We start from the raw sequence: 15,988 nt of genomic DNA, 5'->3' as shown, positions 1-15,988 counted from the left end.
TCCTAATTCAGATTATCTACATCGTCGTCAACGACTTGAGCATCGCCGAAATTTGACCAGTCAAACTCGCCATCCGACATATTTTCTGCCTTCTCAACAGCTTCTGCATCAGTTTCAGCTTCTACTACTGCATAACCATATTTGACAACCATAACTCTTTTTTCACTTGCATTTCCTCCTTAGATCAATCCATGTTCTTCACAGAATTTCTGCATAGCATCAGCGACACTGTTCCCCATATATTTTCGTACCATAGGTACGTTGATACCGGCTTCCAGCATTTCCATGTAAACATCCAGTTCATCTGTGCCATTTTCGATGGCATCGTCAAAACGGGACTGGATCTCATCTGCCATGTCTGTATCAGATTCGCATTCCAGCCATACAGGATCAATCCCTTCTGCTGCCATAACGAATAAGACAGGAAAACCGCCTTTTCCGTGCATAAGCACTTCTGCTTCCGGATTCATTTTTTCCAGCTTATTGATTAATGTTTTTACTTTCATTTTAATTTCCTCCATAGTCCAATTTCTCAAAGTGATTTCCAAATTTCCATCCACTCTCCAATAGACGGCTGTCCTGATACCGGATAAAAATCGCTTTCGCAGTCACAGGCATCGGAATATTCAATGTCTCCATTCTCAGAATAAACAGCAGGAAAAGTCTTTCCGCAGCAGGAACATTCCTGCATAACAGTAATTTTTCTCATAACAGGTTCCTCCTCTTACCAATCCAAATCGTCATCAATACGCCACCAGCGCACTTCGATTTCGGCATCTGTAATCAAGTGTATGTATTTCTGCATGATACCAGTAAAACTCTCTTTTGTGAGGTTTTTGATACTGTCATCCATTTCCCAAGGAACAGCCGCAGAAATTCCGAGATAAACTCCATCCGGGTCATCAATATCCAGGGCGATGTTTTCTTTGTCCTCAATTAGGTCATGAAGGAACGCTCCAATACCAGATCTTCTTCCCTCTGTTTCGTAGTTGGAAAACCAGTCCATGGCATCCTGATCGGAAGGATTTTTCCCAATATCCTCACAGAAAGCTTTATAAAAAACTGCGTCGTATTCCTGAAGCAGATTTGAAACTTTTTTCCAATTGATTCCTTCTCTTTCGATATCATTGATACAAACTCCGAATAATAACATATTACTTTTCCTCCTTGTTAGCAGAATTGTTCAGCCTGGAACGACGTACCTGCACTTCTGTATTCATCTGAAGAGTTTCCTGAAGCTTTTTTTCGGTATCTTTCCGATATGCTTCCTTGATCTTCTGGTAAGCTCCTTTCAAAATGGAATCCCAGTTGCGGCATAAGATCTCAATGACTGTCTGAATATTTTTGTCTCGGCCATAATTTTTCTGCCTTGCAACATTTGGGTATTCGTCAGCCCAGTGGCCATCTGCGTAAATAGCAGAATAAGAATAACAATCTTCCATGATCGCGATTTCATACGGGGTAAGTCCTGTATTGGAATCCATACTGTATATTTTCTGCCCGAATTTGATAGAAAAGTAAGCTAATGGATAAGTTCCTTTCTCGTCACGTTCCACAAAATCCCTTACAGAAATACTCTGTGTCTCGTAAATATCTGGGGAAACGTAAGAAAACATTTCATTCATGTCTTCTGCAATCTGTTTTTTGATTTTTTCGATGTCGTTTACAACATCGTTTTCCATTTTCTTAGTTACAGAATTGATCTTTTCTATCAGAGATTCTGCTTCTCTTCGGTATTCCTGTAAAGCTTTGATCTCCGTTTGTAAATCATTTTTGTTCATAATAAGTTCCTCCTATAATGTTTCCTGTAAAACCATATCCCCTTCATAGGGGTAAATTTTCTGAAAACCAATCTTCTGATAAAAAGAAACCAAATCATCATACATAACGGTAAGAAATACCGTGTTCTGCACACGGTCACTTTCCCATCGCTTACGAATCGCATCTGTGATCATCTGTGAGCCGTAGCCATTATGTCTTAATTCAGGAAGAATAAAGACATCACTCAAGAGTATGGACTCCCAGGTATGCAACGGGTGGTTTTCGATTGAAGAAGGACAGTCATCGGCATATCCTGTTGTACAATAACCGACAAGCTGATTTTCTTTAAAAATACCCCATGCCTAATCTGCAAAATCTGTATTATCCTCAAGCCATTGAGATATACAGAAACCAGATTTTTCATCAAGCATGAAAACAGCCTTTGCATCTTCTTCAGTCAGTGCCCTTGTAAATAATGTGTCTGTACCTTCTTTCATAATCAATCCTCCTGGCTCGCTGCCTGCAATTCTCTGTCTGTATAAGGTCTGGAATAGAACTGTCCGTTTAGAAAAGCGAAGTGTTCCGGGTATTCGAAGAACTTATAATATTTCTCAATCAATTCATCTGAAAGAGATCCAAAGTCGTCTTCGGTGAGCCCGACTACCAGGAAATCTCCGGCAATAATATCGTAAATTTCCCCTTTTTCATCCCTCAGCGCACGGTTAAGAGGAAGTCCATTCATTTTCCCTTCCTCATTCATAACCAGGCCGACCAGTTCTTCAAATGGGTAAACAACCTGAATATTACCATCTACCATTTTCTGAAGTGATTCCAATCCAGGTTCAATGTCTACAGTTTCAGGTTTTTTTCCAGGTTTGATAAGTAATGCTTTCATAAATTTTCCTCCAAAATACGCCTATTTTTCCCAACTCTTCATAATGTCTTTGACAAAATCCTTGATTCTCTGCTTGTCATTTTCGTTGATAGTATCAATTTCCTGATCTCCGAATACTTCCAGCAGAAAATCCCGGGCTTCTTTTTCACCAGTTTCTGCATACCCCCGGTCTTCCAGTGCCTTAGAATAATCATCTTGTAAATCAATAACCGCTTTAGCCCCTTGCCGCAGCGATATGCTTAACGCACGATATCCGAGCCCAAGATCTTCCAGGTATGCATTTCCTTCCTCGCCTTTTCTGTCTGCGATATTTGCAATATCCAGACAGATTTTGATGAGATTGGTAATTTCTTTCGTCTTACTTTTCATGATATTCCTCCAATGAATTTTAAATCTAATCCATATTTTATTTTTTGTCTCCTTTCTTCATAAAATTTAGATTCATTTCTAATATGTATTTCCGCGAAAAAGGCAAAGAAAAAAGAGAGCCGAAGCCCTCTTCTCTCTTAAATATGGATTATACAGAAAAATTATTCATCATCTCCTGCTGCCGTCTGCTTTCACGAACATGTCCGATAATGGCAGATTTGACTTCTGTCCAGTGGAAAATCAGTTCCCGTCCGATCAGGCAGTTCTCCTGGGTCAGCCGGTCTGTATCGAAATATTCCCTGGTAGCTCCGGTGTAAAACGCATGAATGCCATCTTGGTCCAGATAAAAACGGTATCCATGGTATCCGGCACCAGCTCTCAAGCTGATATTTGGTTCCATGAATGTGAGACCGTTATCTGCCAGGAATTTTTTGCACCAATCGTTGATTTGTATAATATTATCTTTCTGTGTCTGCATATGTTTTCTCCCTCTATATATTTGAATCAAGCAAAGCACATCTGCCCATCGGTGGTATAGCTGTACTGTATTCCAGTATCCTGTTGTTTCTTTTCTTGTGCTGACTGTAGCAGCCCATTGTCTTTCAAATCTTGTACCAATCCTGAAATAGCTTTATTTATACGGATTCTCTCTTCACTGCATGGAAAAGCATAAATGGTCCGGCCTGTATCGTCTTTTGAAACGCAGGTATCAGAATGGCCGTTTAAATAATCATTCCGGTATCCTTTTTCTGCCAGTTTATCTTTTAAGTAGCATGCAAAGGCTCTTGCGAAAAGTTCACATGGAGAAGTCCAGTAACCATGCCCAGCTTTTGCATAGTAGCTGTCGAACAGAATGGAATCCCTATAATAAGCAGTCTGCTTCCCATCCGGACCATAATAAATGGCATCCATTACGTTGATGAGGCTTTTCGGAACATCACCGTGTCCATGGGCTTCTGTACCGAATTCACTGCAGCCATAGGTCTGTCCAATCAGATGATCCAGTGCATGTCCCCATTCATGGCCAAGGGAACCGGCACCGCGTATTTTGGTAATATTGATTACCTCACGCAGCGGTTCATAATGTGCTACGGCATCCCCTCGTCCACGGGCACCGAATGCAATACCAAGTCCATGCAGGGACAGCTCTGGAAGGGAAATGCTTTTCGGATCAATGTCAAGTGCTTCTGCAATGTCATAAAAGGCATCAAAGGTATAATCCAGGGAAACCTGTCTTTCATTATCATTGGTCCAGTTCCCAAATTCACCTGCCCGGATTCCAAAGGTATCCATTAGGTATCTTCCGGAAATGTGCCCATAACGCCTGGCAGAACTGTTCATCTGCAGGACATCGAACTGAGGCGGGATCCATTTCTTTTTGGTTTCCGAACGTTTATCTGATTTTGCTTTCAATTTAGACCCAAATGCTTCTTCCTGGATCCTTTCGCATTCCTTTCTGTTTTCGGAAAGGCATAGGATTCGGCTGCGGCTTGTTACCATGTATTTCCCTTCTATATGTTCCAGGGATATTTTGTTATTGTTTGGGTAATAATAGTATTTCCCATATGGTAGGTTTCTGACCAGGCAGGTATGTCCTAGCGTATCCGTATATACCTGGAATTTTTCATTGATCTGGATAAGCGGAAATTCTTTTTCCATGATCTGAACTGCATCCAGGGCGAAATTTTCTTTTTCCATCTTGCGTTTCATCTTGGAAATATTGATCGTCCGAAGAAGATTGTTTCCATTGATGATGTACTGGTATGGTTCTACGTATTTGTAATTGTAAGATGCCTTTTTTAAGAAAATCCCGTTAACAGCAATCTGACAGAAATTGATGATATCTTGTTCTGTTTCTATTTTTTCGACCATTTCCTTAATAGAACGTACAGCTTTTACGTAATCTTCCGCAGACAGTTCACCTGTATAGGTCGGTCGAACTGCTTTTCTCATTTCATTTTTCCAGAAGCATACGAAACGAGGCATTCCTTTTTCCATCTGGTCTTTCATATCCGCCTTTGGCCAGATATAATCGCGTTTGATGTATTTTTTCTTTTCAGCAGATGTCATGCTATATAAATCTGCAACACGTAAACCTTCCCTTTTCCAAATATCTTTTCTGGCTCCTCCAATTTTGCATCCAAAATCCTGAATCTGTGACATAATAAGTTCCTCCTATACTAGATTTGTTTTAAAATACAAAATTTTTCTAATCCATATTTTAATTTCCTGCTCCTTTCTTCATAAATTTGGATTCATTTCTAATATGTATTCCGGAAGAAACTGCACAAAAAAAGAGAACCTTTCGGCTCTCTTTAAAAAATATGGTTATTATTTTTTTGACATCTGGTCTGTCCAGAAAAGGATTCCAAGCTGATCAGGAATAATTTCTTCTGCTTCGTATATCAGAAAATCACATTCTTCTGAATTCTTCAGAAACATTTCTGCTTTCACAAGCGCTTCTGCACGGGTTTCTGCCATAAGCAGAAGTGTCCGTCTCAGATTTTTTGAAAGCTTGACTGAGACTTTATAATGACTCAAATTTGACTGATAGATGTGGTACTGGTTCATTTGGTATTCCTCCAATTATCTCGCATAGATGCAAGCATAGTTGCTATCTTCTCTTCTGCAAGTTCTCTTACCGGAAGATGATCTATAAGAAGGACATCTGCATCCGTCCGCAGCTCAAAAGTAAGAACATCTTCCTCCCCGGCCTCTTCTGCTTTATCATAAGTGACCAGCAGAAACAATTTTCTTTTAGTCCATTCAAGAGCATTGCACTCATACGGATTTGTCTTCATTTCTGGCAAATAATACAGAATGTTTCGTGCATAAATTTCAGCCCATATTGCCGGGCTTTCCTGTTCTGCATATGCAAGCAGTGACTGAATATTTTCTTTGATTGTTTCAGGAAGATAATGTTCGCAGACTGCAGTAATGATTTCTTTTCCTTCAGCAGTATAAAGTGTCGAGGCTACTTCCGTGCGTCCGTCTGTTAGAGGAATGATTTCCACACGAATTTGGCGGTTACGGTTTATAGGAATCCAAACTTCTTCTTCCAGAGAAGTCCTTACAACATCTTGAATTTGCTTGAAAATTTGGTTAACCTTGCTGTTCCTCTCCCTATTATTTAGGAAATTAGCCATCGTTTTCGTTTCCATTGAGAAGATATCATGAACTGGTTTTGCAGAAAAATCAGCCATGACTTCCATTTCTTCTACATCATCAGATGTTAACCGAAAGCTGCCATCGACATAGATACCATCTTCAGGAAGTTTGATATGACCCGATTCACTGTGGAATTTCTTCATAGCTTCTTCCATATTGTCAGCTTCAATATCAATGTATCCGCACATTTCCCAGGTTACTGCTACTTTCATGCTACTTTCCTCCTCTATCTACTGATCTTGTATCCCCGGCTGATCAGTTCCATAACGAGTTCGTTGTCTGAAAAATTCTTCAGGCAGACATTTCCCGTCTTATTGGCAATCAAGTAATAGACATTGCCGATCCGGTCCTCGTACTGAAGCCGTGTCTGGGTAGCGTCATCACGGGCAATGGTCCAGATGCAGTCCCAGCGCATATATTTGATGGCTGTTTTACAAAATGCGTCTGCATCTTTGCAGTCTGTAACTGCTTCAGACAGTCCAAAGGTATCCTCGAACAAGTTTGTCAGGTTAAGAGGCGCACGGCTCTTGTTGGTCAATATTAAATTATCTGAATACATAATAATTTCCTCCCTTATTTCGATTCTTTTTTCAGAGTTTCCAGTTCTTCCAGAAGCTCTTTTTCCTCGTTTTCTCCTTCGTATAAATCATTTTCCAGAACAGCCTGGATCTCTGTCATACGAATTTTAATATCGTTCTTATTCATGAAAGTTTCTCCTAATCCCTGCTTCTCGAAAAATCCTGCACCAGATACGGCCTTCCGGAAGCATCATGCTTCAGTTGCAGAAATACTTTTTCTGTACGGTGTGTTTTGGGATTTTCCAAAATAGCATACACATGGGTATGCTGGGTGACTTTACTTGGCTGTTTTCCAATCTTGTGATACAATGTGGACCACAACATGACTTTTCCCTCCTAGCATTCTACCAGCGAAATATTATATTTTGCTAAAACCTGTTCCAGTTCCTCATAACAGCTCCGTCCAAAGTTCCGGATTTTCATGACTTCCTTTCTGGACTTTTTTGCCAGGTCGCCAAGCGTATCAATGCGCGCACGGTTTAAAGCATTGAAAGTCCGTGTGGACAGATTCAGTTCCGAAATTGGGATGTCCCACATGGCATTTGCCTTTTCCGGATCCTGTGCCGGGATACCAAGTATGGCATCAATAATCGCACAGGAGAAATCCGGGCAGAATTCCTTGGATTCGTCAAGAACTGCATGGTCAGCATCCATATAATCGAAAACGGTTATGATACCTTTCGATATCAGGATTTTCTTCCAGTCTTCCGGAATTGCCATATCAGAAATCTGAACCAGATGTTCCAGTTTCTTTCGGACTTCCGGTTCGAATTCTGCTATTTCTTTTCTATGGAGTATCCAGTTATATTCCAGGTTTGCCCGGTTATAAAGCCCATCCAGGTTTTCTGACACCGACCGTACTTCCTGACAGGATTGTAAGGCTTTTGCATACCGCTGGTAATTTGGCAGCAGGAGCCTGCAGTTTGCAGGATTACGCAGTTTGCGCAGGCTTTTTGCAACGATCTGCCGGATTCGTTCCTGATGGACACCGAATTGTTTCCCTACTTCCTGCAGGGACATCTGCTTTCCGGTATCAATCCCGTACCGGAGGCGCATGACTCCCATCTCCCGCTCTGAAAGAATTTCTTCCATACGCTGCAGGAACAGATCCTGATTTTCCGTATCAACAATAACCAGCTTCTTATCTTCCAGAATTCCGAAGATATCCTTGGCAATCTTCTCACATGGTGTCTCAATTTCGTCTATGCAGGTATACAGCAGGTCTTCTGTAAGAATCTTGTTTTTCTTTATGTAATTAGAAAAACTATTCTTTATTTCCCCACTGAAGTTTTGAGGTGTGATTCCAAGCTGGTCCGCAGCCTGTTTTTGCGTGATTTCCTTTCTGGAAATCTTCCGCAACAGATCTGTCATTCTTTCCAACTCCTTGATAGCATTGTTAATTGAAGCTTCGTTCATAATAATTTCCTCCAAAGATTAAAAAAAAATTAAATCCATATTTTATTTTTCCTTCTCCTTTCCCCATAAATTTGGATTCATTGTTAATATGTATTCCACAAAAGAACGCATAAAAAAAGAGAGCCAGACGGCTCCCTTAAAATATGGACTATTTTCTGAATTTCGGGCATTTTACAACCAGGCTTCCCTGGAATACAGATCCTTCCGGGGATGCCGTAAAATTAGACTGCAGGCGTTCGCAGTCTTTGTAAGAAGTCTTGCAGATGCTACACAGCCCGTTTTCTTCTATATATTTTTTCTGCTTCTGCTGCCTCTTTTCTTTCAGCTTCTCTGATGATGCTGATTTTCTGTTCTTTTTCATTTCTGCCTTTTTCCTTCGAAAAGCTGCTGGCAGGCATCCGAACAGATCGGATGGACCATCCGGCTGGCCGGGCAGTCGAATTCTTTTCCACATACTTCACAAGTGCGCATGGCATGCGGCTCCTGCATCTCCTGTTTTTTCTGGCATTCAGGGGAACAGTACATACCATTACCGGAAAACTTTTTGCCACAGACAGAACACTCTTTCAGCCCAGAAGCTTTTAAATTCAAGGATTTCTCTTTCTGTTTTCTTGTATACTCCAAGTAACAGTTCCAGGAGCAATAGGTATTATCTTTTATGAACTCCTTCCCGCAGTTCGGACAGGTCTTTACCTTCCCTTCTGCCCTTGCATATCGCCAGGCAGCGCTTTCCTGGCATTCATCCGTGCAGTACCAGTTCTTTCCCATTACATCCCGGATATCTTCCGTTTCTATCATGGGCTTTCCACAGTATGCACAGACGGTATGTGCGATCCGATATTTGGATGCGCAGGATGCACTGCAGAAATCTTTTTCCTTACCATAGGTAACGAAATCTTTTTCACAGTAGCCGTATTTGCATGTAATGGGTTCTGGTCTACGTCCATATCCATAGGTACGGATATTTCGCTGAGTCTGATACTCGATCTTCCGGAGTTTCTGTACGGCATGTTTCCGGCAGTCAGGGCAGTATTTGGTATGGCTCGCAGCGGGGTAAAAAATGCCCCACAGACTTCACATTCTTTTTCCTTATAATCCATAAAAATTCCTCCTATAGCATGTTCTTTTCTTTGAAAGAAAAATATGTAGTATCGCTGCAGATAAGATTATCTATCAGATCTGCGCCAATCATCTTTCCGGCTTTTGCAACATTCCTGGCAGTACTGATATCCTGTTCAGAAGGAGTCACATCTCCAGATGGATGGTTGTGGGCAAGAATAATTCCGGAAGCTCCACATATCAGGGCTTTCATGAAAATTTCCCTGTTATTGCAGATACTGCTGTTAACGCTTCCATGGCTGAGTTCGAAAACTCCAAGGATGTTGGATTTCGTATCTAGTGCAACCATGTAAATATATTCTTCTGTGCGGTATCCCAGACGGAAATACCGGTTCAGCATTTCGTAGATTTTTTCCGGGCTGTTTGCCTGTATTTTTTCTTCACAGATCAGATTTTTTTCTATAACCGGAAGCCGGTCTGGATCAAGGTATGTTTCGATTTTATACATTTCAGTTCCTCCATGAATTCTTAGTGAATCTAATCCATATTTTTTATCTCACTCCATTCTTCGGTTAATTTAGATTCATATTTAATATGTATTTCACAGATGAAAGGCAGAAAAAAACTGTCGCCTTAAAAGCGACAGTCAGCTGTTTTAATATAATATTGTCTTTGTGAAAAATACTCATACTGTTGATTCTGCTGTGAAAATATACTAAAAATGTTTCGTGCGTCTTTCCTCAAAAACGTTCATTTTTTCCTTAAATAGTACGCTTTTAGTAGTATTTTCATCGTCTAATTCATCATATTCTGGAGTTATCTTACTCGTTTTTGGGTGTTTCCAGCAAAATATTTGCTTCAAGGTTAATTTTCCCATAGTTTTCTTCCAATAATATTTTTAATAATGGGCGAACGACAAAGCGGTTTCTTACGCAAGGTGTTCGCACTGTTTCAGTTAAGCTTCTATTATGAATACACCCTCCCAGGCAAATAGGAAAAAATTTACAATTCTTGCATTTTTTACAATAAGCAGAGTAATCTTCAAATTTTTTATCATTGCCACAACCTGAAAATTCCTGCACACATGAATGTAAGGATGAGTCTGGTGCAATTACGATAGTATTACATTTGGTAGCGAAGCAATTTTGCAATTTAGGCAAAGGGAATGCTTCTGATAAAGTCAAAGAATACGAGGAATTTAATACTTCTTTGAATACGTTATAAAATAAGTGTTCTTTTTGTGCATCAGTTATGTATGTTTCAGGCATTTTTGATTCAGGCGGAAATAAAAAAGTTGGAAATAAATGGAATCTTTCATAATGAAAAAAATCATTTAAGCTCTGCATAATTAACGGAAAACTTTCTTTATTATTATTATCCAGGTGAATCCTCAAGTTAACATAAACACCTTCGTCAAGAAGATTATGTATTGCGTTCACCGTTTTAGCAAAAGCACTTTCTCCATGCAGTTTTACATTTTTACGTGCATTATGGTCTTCTTCAATCCCGTCAATAGTAATATGGGCTGAATCCAAATGCCAGTATGTCACAGCATGTTTAACAAGCTCTGGTGTAAATAAGGTTGCGTTTGTCGTAATTGAAGATTTCCATTTTTTCACTTCCATATCAGTATTTGATAGCAGATCTTGAATGATATGGTCTATTTCCTGAACGCAAAGAAGAGGTTCACCACCATACCAGTCCAGGACAAACTCATCCAGGTCACTAATTTTAGCTGCCAGATAATCAACTATTTTTTTATGAGTAAACGGATCGATGGTTTGTTTGCAGTATTCTTCCTCATAGCAATAAAAGCAATGGGCATTACATCCGGTAGTAGGGATTATGGTGAAAAAATTAGGTTTTTCTTTTTGGGAAAAACGAAGTTTTGAAAAATACTCTTGAAACTCATTCGTTTCACTGGGAACTAAAATACCGTTTTCGACTAATTCCTTTGTAACATTCTCGGAAAACATAGCTTTTTCAAGGATGGATGTTTCTATAACTACTACTGCTCCAGAAGCTGAGTTGTAGATAGCAGTAAATTTATCATTTTTATCAGAAATATTATAAAATGACATTTTATAACGTTTTCCTGATATCCAGGGTAATTTTTTATTGCTCTCACGTAAAAGTTTCATTTTCACTCCTTCTTTCTTGCGATAACCAGTCCATGATTGGAAGCTCCTATTATAGAAGGAATACGGCAAGTCTTTCTATGATAAGCCAGCCATATCTGAAATTGTTCCTCATCCATTTCATTTATAACGGATTGAAAAGCAATACTCTGCCCATCTGTGGCAACATGATCTTTAATTTCAAGATGGAAATCCAGCAGAATTTTTTCTATATCTTCTGGTGTAAGGAAACTGTTGTCTGTCCAAAAACAGCAATCATCCGTAGAAGAAATGTTTTTTTTATCGATAATATTAGTTACCAAGTCTAATGAAATTCTTGATAGGTCTCCCCGAATCACACACGGAAATACCGAATAGGGACTTATATAAGCAAAAGCAATGACTCCATTTGGCTTTGTCACTCGTATACATTCAGAAATACATTTTTTCTGATCATTTTTATCAATCAAATGATATAAGGGCCCGAGACATAACACCATATCAAAGGTATTATTTTTATGTTTGGCTAAGCTGGTTGCATTGCCTACATATGTAAAAATAGGCAAGTTTTTTTGTGCAGCCAATTCATTTAATCGCTGTATGTGTGATGGAACCAAATCCATTGCTGTAAGTTCTGCCCCCATTTCTGCCAGAGGAATGGAATAAATACCGGTTCCACACCCCACATCAAGAATATTAGAATCTGAAGTAAGGAACGGAGTTAATGCTTCTATAGTCGTAAGAAATTCCACTCTCCTGGCCAAAGAACTTTGAAGCCTGTGTTCCTCATCTATTTCCATATAGGATTTTATGATATCATTTGTCACGTAATTTACCTCTTTCCAGAAAATTATCTGTTTAATATCAGGGAGTCCAGTTCTTATTATCGTGCATATACACAAAGTATTTCGCTTTGAGCTGTTAAAGGGGCCGCGTAGCAGGAACCGTATAATTGTATTTTTTCGAATCCGGCTTCTGTCAATTCTTCTACCAGATCGGATGATTCAAATGTCTGTATCCATGAATTCCATATGTCCAAGTGGTCGTTCAAAACAGCTGTCTGTACGAGAATTAAAGAGCTGTTATATTTACAGAAAGAATTCAATTCCAGGTATGGCGTTTTACACCAAAAACCATTCTGTTCAATATATTCCCAATCCACGGTATCTGTACGTTCCTTATAATGCAGCGGAGTAAATACTTCGATTATGATTCCTCCGTTTTCAGACAGATTACTTTTTACCCTTTTTAGAAAAGCGATCCTGTCGTTTCGACAGTAAAATGAATAAATTCCATACAAAAGCAGTACTAAATCAAACTTTTTTTCAGAATTCCACGTTCTGAAATCGTCCACATAGAAATTAGCTCTTTCTGGAAAAGAATTATGTTGTTTGGCATATGCAATCTGATATGGGGAAATATCAAATCCTTCGTAATACATGCCTCTTTTACATAACAACTCCGCATACAAACCAGGACCGCATCCAACGTCAAGGATTCGTGCTGACATAGGTTTTAAATGCTGTATCCACTCTACTGTCTGATGTATAGTGTCCGTTTTTCGACTGCCAGAATCCACGCTTCCATCTAAATGGCGTTTAATAACGTTTTGGGCAATATAATCATTACTCCATAGAGTTAATGTTCCTGACTGAAAAGGAAACGGTTTTTTTAATAAATCCAGATTATAATTCATTGATTTCTTCAGATGCTCTTTTGATCAATTCCTTTACAGCACCTTTTACTGAAGTACAGGCATGATTTTTGCCGTATTTGAATGATCTATACTTACAACCGCCTTGACAGATTGGCAGCAAATTGCACTTGTTACAATCCGCATCATTGATGTATGGATTAGCATAATATTCAGATATTTCATTGTCTGTTCTTCCAAGAAATACATTTCCACTGGCATATTGTTCGTTTCCGAGCAGTCTGTGGCAGTCAAAAATATTTCCCATGGAATCTATGGTTAAAGATGATTTGCATCCGCCATAACAACTGGTCGGAATTGGTGTTAAATAGTATTTCTTTAAGATGGCATCGTATTCCGAATCACTGGAAAGTTGTGAATCATAATTCCCAAAACTGCAAAAATCTTTTTCTGCATCCAGTAGTTCAATGAGAGGATGTTTTTTCTGCTGTTTAAAGTCCTCTGTAATAGACGGGATATCCGTAGAATCTATGGGTGCCAGGTAAACAAAGAAATTAGGGTCTTTACCAAAACGTTTTTTTAAGTAATCTACGGTATTAACAGCCTTGTCATATTCAAGTGGATTAAAATTAATACGAATACGAATATTCAATTCTGCTTTTAAACACTTTTCAATGTTTGTCATTACAACTTCAAACGGATTTCCAGAAGTGTAGATATAATCTTTAATTTTATTGTACTCTTCATCAAGATCATCAATGGTTATTTGGATAATTTTGACATTCCATTTCGTTACGGCCTGTTTGATCACGTCTTCTTTCAGAAGATATCCATTTGTGATTATTTTTGAGTCAAAATTAACTCCATTTTCATGCAGATAATCTGCTATATAAGAAATTGTATTCGGTTCTAATAAAGGTTCTCCACCAAACCATTGAATAACCAAGTGTTCCGGATCATGATGCTGTACAATATATTTCGCAACAGCTTCAGCAGTCTTGGTATCCATACGTTTTTGGACAGCACCTTTTTCAAAGCAATAATAACAGCGTGCGTTACATCCAGTAGTAGGACATATAATATAATAGGTTGGAGCTGAATTGTTTGTCTGAAGCGTTTGCATACGTAATGATTCAAGAAAAGAAAGCTCATTGTAATCGTCATCAATGAGAAATCCCATATCGTATAAAGCGGAAACTTCTTCTGGATGTTTATCGTAAATCCCCTCAGTAAATATTTCTGAATATAATGGAAGTTCTAATTCCACTATTGATGTTGAAAAAGTGGAATATAATAAAACAGATTCTGAGGTACTGCCTTCCTGTTCAACAATAAACTGTGATTTTTTCATAAAATTTCACCTCATCCATATTATAGTGAAAACCGCGTTGACAACCAAAACTGGATGCCAACGCGGAACGGATGGTTAATGCGTTTCACATAAATATGTGAAATCAGCCATCACTGCAACGGCATAAACATCTGCTTGCCGTTTCGTTTGCTACAAACTTTTCAGAAGCAACCTTCTTCAGATCTTTTGTAGCTTTTTCAGCAGAAACGTTACGGATAATCTTCATAGTTCTTAACCTCCTCCTGCTATTATTTTATATGTTAAAACAGGCCGTCTGGCTTGTTAAACATATCGGATGAATATGGTATTATTGTAGCAACGGAGACTACTGATGTCAATACAATGGCAATACTTGTTTCGTAATGAATTGACATTGTATTGTCATCAATAATCCCCTTAGAAAACCTTACCAATCCGCTTTTTCTTCAAACTTCAGTTCCGGATGCGCTTTCTTAAACAGTCCGAATACTGCCCTCAGTGTTTCCTCGTCTTCTTCTGATACATACCCTTCTTCGCCTGTGACTTTCAGGATGACAACTGTTCCATCACTGTCCGATGGAAGAAGAACCACATATCCTTCATCCTCGTAATTGATAAGATCCAGAAACTCGAACTGTACCTCCTTTCCACTGTCGTCCGTGAACGTAATGTATCTGTCCGCATTAGAAGAATTTTCCATTTTACTTGCCCTCCAATCTCACTTATTGTACTGATAAGTTTATCATACTGAATATGGACAAAATATGCAATATAGAGAGGGAATGTGTTTCGTATTCTATTGACACCTGATTGATAAAGAGGTTGGGAAAATAGAGAAATCTTGAAAAGAGTTGTATTAAGAAAATTACTCGAAAAAACAGTCATATTCTACTTGGAGAATAGTTTTTAACAATTTTAAGTCGCTTGCCTTAATATTTCTTCTTCCTGATTCAATATTAGCAAGTGTGCTTCTGGACATACTGCTACCCATAAGCTGAAGTTTTTCGACTACTTCCTGTTGTGTAAGATTTTTCTGCATTCTTATATTCTGGATATTTCTTCCAAGAGGCACATCCTGCAAAATCCACTGCATGATAGATATCTCCTTTTGTGACTGATTAGAAACTTTTTCTTGAGTATACCGTGGATTCATGCTATTCTTGTGACTAATAAGAAACAATCGTTATATTAGAAGGTAAAATAGTTTTCTTATAAAAATCAGTCAGTCATATAAAAATGTTACATATTATCTATGTAATATTAAAAATCAAAAAGAGGTACAGGCTATGGACATTATTGAAAAATTGTATAATGCGTGTTCAGAATTGAGAGAAACAGATTCTTCTGTGAAAATCGATGAGTTTAAAGGCAGCAGATATTTGAATTTTAAGGAAAAACTGTCTCCTGAACTTGGAGAAGAATTAGATTCTCTGGTAGATGAAATCATGTTCTCAAATCTGGATGAACTGGAAAAAAACTTTAAAGAAGGATTTTGCATGGGCGCAGAACTGATGCTGGAAATTAAAAATGTGGACATAAAGAAAAAGATCGGTTAATCCAATCTGAGACTGTGAGAAAAAGTCTGTAAATAAGATTCTTCTATGATATGCAAGGGTGGCAAGCCTGAAAATCAGGCTTCTC

General features: G+C 38.7%; 29 protein-coding genes. 1 reads left to right on the top strand and 28 read right to left on the bottom strand.

Annotation, left to right across the window (positions count from 1 at the left end):
- Positions 1–2: 2 nt before the first annotated feature.
- The 28 genes from GPK81_RS11685 to GPK81_RS11565 form a co-directional block, all read right to left on the bottom strand.
- Positions 3–152: a hypothetical protein gene (locus GPK81_RS11685; RefSeq protein WP_215707085.1), complete on the bottom strand. Its 150-nt coding sequence runs from the start codon at positions 150–152 to the stop codon at positions 3–5.
- 27 nt (positions 153–179) lie between these two features.
- A complete protein-coding gene (locus tag GPK81_RS11680) occupies positions 180–506 on the bottom strand; it encodes a hypothetical protein (protein ID WP_215707084.1) in 327 nt (108 codons plus the stop codon).
- 26 nt (positions 507–532) lie between these two features.
- A complete protein-coding gene (locus GPK81_RS11675) occupies positions 533–709 on the bottom strand; it encodes a hypothetical protein (RefSeq protein ID WP_215707083.1) in 177 nt (58 codons plus the stop codon).
- 15 nt (positions 710–724) lie between these two features.
- Positions 725–1,153 carry a hypothetical protein gene (locus GPK81_RS11670; RefSeq protein WP_215707082.1) on the bottom strand — a complete coding sequence of 143 codons (429 nt, stop codon included), beginning with the start codon at positions 1,151–1,153 and terminating at the stop codon, positions 725–727.
- 1 nt (position 1,154) lies between these two features.
- The gene (locus tag GPK81_RS11665; protein ID WP_215707081.1) at positions 1,155–1,781 is read right to left on the bottom strand and encodes a hypothetical protein; all 627 of its coding nucleotides are present in this window, start codon (positions 1,779–1,781) and stop codon (positions 1,155–1,157) included.
- A 12-nt stretch (positions 1,782–1,793) separates the two neighbouring features.
- Positions 1,794–2,114, bottom strand: coding sequence for a GNAT family N-acetyltransferase (locus GPK81_RS11660; protein ID WP_215707121.1), 321 nt, complete (start codon positions 2,112–2,114; stop codon positions 1,794–1,796).
- A gap of 9 nt (positions 2,115–2,123) precedes the next feature.
- Complete coding sequence (locus tag GPK81_RS18175) at positions 2,124–2,258, bottom strand: hypothetical protein (protein WP_256441847.1); 135 nt, start codon at positions 2,256–2,258, stop codon at positions 2,124–2,126.
- 2 nt (positions 2,259–2,260) lie between these two features.
- Positions 2,261–2,656 carry a DUF3846 domain-containing protein gene (locus GPK81_RS11655; protein WP_215707080.1) on the bottom strand — a complete coding sequence of 132 codons (396 nt, stop codon included), beginning with the start codon at positions 2,654–2,656 and terminating at the stop codon, positions 2,261–2,263.
- Positions 2,657–2,677: 21 nt separating this feature from the next.
- Positions 2,678–3,025, bottom strand: coding sequence for a hypothetical protein (locus GPK81_RS11650; RefSeq protein WP_215707079.1), 348 nt, complete (start codon positions 3,023–3,025; stop codon positions 2,678–2,680).
- A gap of 148 nt (positions 3,026–3,173) precedes the next feature.
- A complete protein-coding gene (locus GPK81_RS11645) occupies positions 3,174–3,503 on the bottom strand; it encodes a hypothetical protein (protein WP_215707078.1) in 330 nt (109 codons plus the stop codon).
- A gap of 26 nt (positions 3,504–3,529) precedes the next feature.
- Positions 3,530–5,188, bottom strand: a complete 1,659-nt coding sequence (locus GPK81_RS11640; protein WP_215707077.1) for an LPD1 domain-containing protein — start codon at positions 5,186–5,188, stop codon at positions 3,530–3,532.
- 168 nt (positions 5,189–5,356) lie between these two features.
- Positions 5,357–5,596, bottom strand: a complete 240-nt coding sequence (locus GPK81_RS11635) for a hypothetical protein (RefSeq protein WP_215707076.1) — start codon at positions 5,594–5,596, stop codon at positions 5,357–5,359.
- A complete protein-coding gene (locus tag GPK81_RS11630) occupies positions 5,593–6,405 on the bottom strand; it encodes a hypothetical protein (protein ID WP_215707075.1) in 813 nt (270 codons plus the stop codon). Before GPK81_RS11630 ends, GPK81_RS11635 begins: the two co-directional genes overlap by 4 nt.
- A gap of 14 nt (positions 6,406–6,419) precedes the next feature.
- Positions 6,420–6,752 carry a hypothetical protein gene (locus GPK81_RS11625; RefSeq protein ID WP_215707074.1) on the bottom strand — a complete coding sequence of 111 codons (333 nt, stop codon included), beginning with the start codon at positions 6,750–6,752 and terminating at the stop codon, positions 6,420–6,422.
- Positions 6,753–6,766: 14 nt separating this feature from the next.
- Positions 6,767–6,898, bottom strand: a complete 132-nt coding sequence (locus tag GPK81_RS18170; RefSeq protein WP_256441846.1) for a hypothetical protein — start codon at positions 6,896–6,898, stop codon at positions 6,767–6,769.
- 11 nt (positions 6,899–6,909) lie between these two features.
- On the bottom strand, positions 6,910–7,095 hold the full coding sequence (locus tag GPK81_RS11620) for a hypothetical protein (protein ID WP_215707073.1): 186 nt from the start codon (positions 7,093–7,095) through the stop codon (positions 6,910–6,912).
- A gap of 12 nt (positions 7,096–7,107) precedes the next feature.
- Positions 7,108–8,187, bottom strand: coding sequence for a sigma-70 family RNA polymerase sigma factor (locus GPK81_RS11615; RefSeq protein ID WP_215707072.1), 1,080 nt, complete (start codon positions 8,185–8,187; stop codon positions 7,108–7,110).
- 148 nt (positions 8,188–8,335) lie between these two features.
- The gene (locus GPK81_RS11610) at positions 8,336–8,548 is read right to left on the bottom strand and encodes a hypothetical protein (RefSeq protein ID WP_215707071.1); all 213 of its coding nucleotides are present in this window, start codon (positions 8,546–8,548) and stop codon (positions 8,336–8,338) included.
- A complete protein-coding gene (locus tag GPK81_RS11605) occupies positions 8,545–8,985 on the bottom strand; it encodes a hypothetical protein (RefSeq protein ID WP_215707070.1) in 441 nt (146 codons plus the stop codon). Before GPK81_RS11605 ends, GPK81_RS11610 begins: the two co-directional genes overlap by 4 nt.
- Entirely contained in the window at positions 8,982–9,287 is a 306-nt protein-coding gene (locus GPK81_RS11600; RefSeq protein ID WP_215707069.1) for a hypothetical protein, read from the bottom strand. Before GPK81_RS11600 ends, GPK81_RS11605 begins: the two co-directional genes overlap by 4 nt.
- Before the next feature lie 11 nt (positions 9,288–9,298).
- Complete coding sequence (locus GPK81_RS11595; protein WP_215707068.1) at positions 9,299–9,754, bottom strand: JAB domain-containing protein; 456 nt, start codon at positions 9,752–9,754, stop codon at positions 9,299–9,301.
- Between the two features lie 313 nt (positions 9,755–10,067).
- On the bottom strand, positions 10,068–11,387 hold the full coding sequence (locus GPK81_RS11590) for a radical SAM protein (protein ID WP_215707067.1): 1,320 nt from the start codon (positions 11,385–11,387) through the stop codon (positions 10,068–10,070).
- Between the two features lie 2 nt (positions 11,388–11,389).
- A complete protein-coding gene (locus tag GPK81_RS11585; RefSeq protein WP_215707066.1) occupies positions 11,390–12,190 on the bottom strand; it encodes a class I SAM-dependent methyltransferase in 801 nt (266 codons plus the stop codon).
- Between the two features lie 56 nt (positions 12,191–12,246).
- Complete coding sequence (locus tag GPK81_RS11580) at positions 12,247–13,059, bottom strand: class I SAM-dependent methyltransferase (protein WP_215707065.1); 813 nt, start codon at positions 13,057–13,059, stop codon at positions 12,247–12,249.
- Positions 13,049–14,368: a radical SAM/SPASM domain-containing protein gene (locus GPK81_RS11575; RefSeq protein WP_215707064.1), complete on the bottom strand. Its 1,320-nt coding sequence runs from the start codon at positions 14,366–14,368 to the stop codon at positions 13,049–13,051. The genes GPK81_RS11580 and GPK81_RS11575 overlap by 11 nt, the downstream gene beginning before the upstream one ends.
- Positions 14,369–14,471: 103 nt before the next feature.
- Positions 14,472–14,594, bottom strand: coding sequence for a hypothetical protein (locus tag GPK81_RS18165; RefSeq protein WP_256441844.1), 123 nt, complete (start codon positions 14,592–14,594; stop codon positions 14,472–14,474).
- A gap of 180 nt (positions 14,595–14,774) precedes the next feature.
- Positions 14,775–15,047 (bottom strand): DUF1292 domain-containing protein, encoded by a 273-nt coding sequence (locus GPK81_RS11570; RefSeq protein ID WP_215707063.1) that lies wholly within the window; start codon positions 15,045–15,047, stop codon positions 14,775–14,777.
- A gap of 165 nt (positions 15,048–15,212) precedes the next feature.
- Positions 15,213–15,440 (bottom strand): helix-turn-helix domain-containing protein, encoded by a 228-nt coding sequence (locus GPK81_RS11565; protein ID WP_215707062.1) that lies wholly within the window; start codon positions 15,438–15,440, stop codon positions 15,213–15,215.
- A 193-nt stretch (positions 15,441–15,633) separates the two neighbouring features.
- Here GPK81_RS11565 and GPK81_RS11560 point away from each other — a divergent pair, with 193 nt between their 5' ends.
- Positions 15,634–15,903: a DUF6809 family protein gene (locus GPK81_RS11560; protein ID WP_215707061.1), complete on the top strand. Its 270-nt coding sequence runs from the start codon at positions 15,634–15,636 to the stop codon at positions 15,901–15,903.
- The last annotated feature ends 85 nt before the right edge of the window (positions 15,904–15,988 follow it).

This window comes from Blautia sp. MCC283 (assembly GCF_018785565.1).
Taxonomy (GTDB): Bacteria; Bacillota; Clostridia; order Lachnospirales; family Lachnospiraceae; genus Blautia_A.
This window is presented reverse-complemented; position numbering and strand designations above follow the sequence as displayed.

Bases quoted from the DNA above. Each gene is read 5' to 3' on its own strand.
- GPK81_RS11615 (WP_215707072.1), bottom strand. From the start codon at position 8,187: ATGAACGAAGCTTCAATTAACAATGCTATCAAGGAGTTGGAAAGAATG.
- GPK81_RS11590 (WP_215707067.1), bottom strand. From the start codon at position 11,387: ATGAAACTTTTACGTGAGAGCAATAAAAAATTACCCTGGATATCAGGA.
- GPK81_RS11675 (WP_215707083.1), bottom strand. From the start codon at position 709: ATGAGAAAAATTACTGTTATGCAGGAATGTTCCTGCTGCGGAAAGACT.
- GPK81_RS11625 (WP_215707074.1), bottom strand. From the start codon at position 6,752: ATGTATTCAGATAATTTAATATTGACCAACAAGAGCCGTGCGCCTCTT.
- GPK81_RS11665 (WP_215707081.1), bottom strand. From the start codon at position 1,781: ATGAACAAAAATGATTTACAAACGGAGATCAAAGCTTTACAGGAATAC.
- GPK81_RS11645 (WP_215707078.1), bottom strand. From the start codon at position 3,503: ATGCAGACACAGAAAGATAATATTATACAAATCAACGATTGGTGCAAA.
- GPK81_RS18175 (WP_256441847.1), bottom strand. From the start codon at position 2,258: ATGAAAGAAGGTACAGACACATTATTTACAAGGGCACTGACTGAAGAA.
- GPK81_RS11630 (WP_215707075.1), bottom strand. From the start codon at position 6,405: ATGAAAGTAGCAGTAACCTGGGAAATGTGCGGATACATTGATATTGAA.
- GPK81_RS11620 (WP_215707073.1), bottom strand. From the start codon at position 7,095: ATGTTGTGGTCCACATTGTATCACAAGATTGGAAAACAGCCAAGTAAA.
- GPK81_RS11685 (WP_215707085.1), bottom strand. From the start codon at position 152: ATGGTTGTCAAATATGGTTATGCAGTAGTAGAAGCTGAAACTGATGCA.
- GPK81_RS11640 (WP_215707077.1), bottom strand. From the start codon at position 5,188: ATGTCACAGATTCAGGATTTTGGATGCAAAATTGGAGGAGCCAGAAAA.
- GPK81_RS11605 (WP_215707070.1), bottom strand. From the start codon at position 8,985: ATGATAGAAACGGAAGATATCCGGGATGTAATGGGAAAGAACTGGTAC.
- GPK81_RS11565 (WP_215707062.1), bottom strand. From the start codon at position 15,440: ATGCAGTGGATTTTGCAGGATGTGCCTCTTGGAAGAAATATCCAGAAT.
- GPK81_RS11570 (WP_215707063.1), bottom strand. From the start codon at position 15,047: ATGGAAAATTCTTCTAATGCGGACAGATACATTACGTTCACGGACGAC.
- GPK81_RS18170 (WP_256441846.1), bottom strand. From the start codon at position 6,898: ATGAATAAGAACGATATTAAAATTCGTATGACAGAGATCCAGGCTGTT.
- GPK81_RS11635 (WP_215707076.1), bottom strand. From the start codon at position 5,596: ATGAACCAGTACCACATCTATCAGTCAAATTTGAGTCATTATAAAGTC.
- GPK81_RS11680 (WP_215707084.1), bottom strand. From the start codon at position 506: ATGAAAGTAAAAACATTAATCAATAAGCTGGAAAAAATGAATCCGGAA.
- GPK81_RS11670 (WP_215707082.1), bottom strand. From the start codon at position 1,153: ATGTTATTATTCGGAGTTTGTATCAATGATATCGAAAGAGAAGGAATC.
- GPK81_RS11575 (WP_215707064.1), bottom strand. From the start codon at position 14,368: ATGAAAAAATCACAGTTTATTGTTGAACAGGAAGGCAGTACCTCAGAA.
- GPK81_RS11560 (WP_215707061.1), top strand. From the start codon at position 15,634: ATGGACATTATTGAAAAATTGTATAATGCGTGTTCAGAATTGAGAGAA.
- GPK81_RS11580 (WP_215707065.1), bottom strand. From the start codon at position 13,059: ATGAATTATAATCTGGATTTATTAAAAAAACCGTTTCCTTTTCAGTCA.
- GPK81_RS11650 (WP_215707079.1), bottom strand. From the start codon at position 3,025: ATGAAAAGTAAGACGAAAGAAATTACCAATCTCATCAAAATCTGTCTG.
- GPK81_RS11610 (WP_215707071.1), bottom strand. From the start codon at position 8,548: ATGAAAAAGAACAGAAAATCAGCATCATCAGAGAAGCTGAAAGAAAAG.
- GPK81_RS18165 (WP_256441844.1), bottom strand. From the start codon at position 14,594: ATGAAGATTATCCGTAACGTTTCTGCTGAAAAAGCTACAAAAGATCTG.
- GPK81_RS11595 (WP_215707068.1), bottom strand. From the start codon at position 9,754: ATGTATAAAATCGAAACATACCTTGATCCAGACCGGCTTCCGGTTATA.
- GPK81_RS11655 (WP_215707080.1), bottom strand. From the start codon at position 2,656: ATGAAAGCATTACTTATCAAACCTGGAAAAAAACCTGAAACTGTAGAC.
- GPK81_RS11600 (WP_215707069.1), bottom strand. From the start codon at position 9,287: ATGGATTATAAGGAAAAAGAATGTGAAGTCTGTGGGGCATTTTTTACC.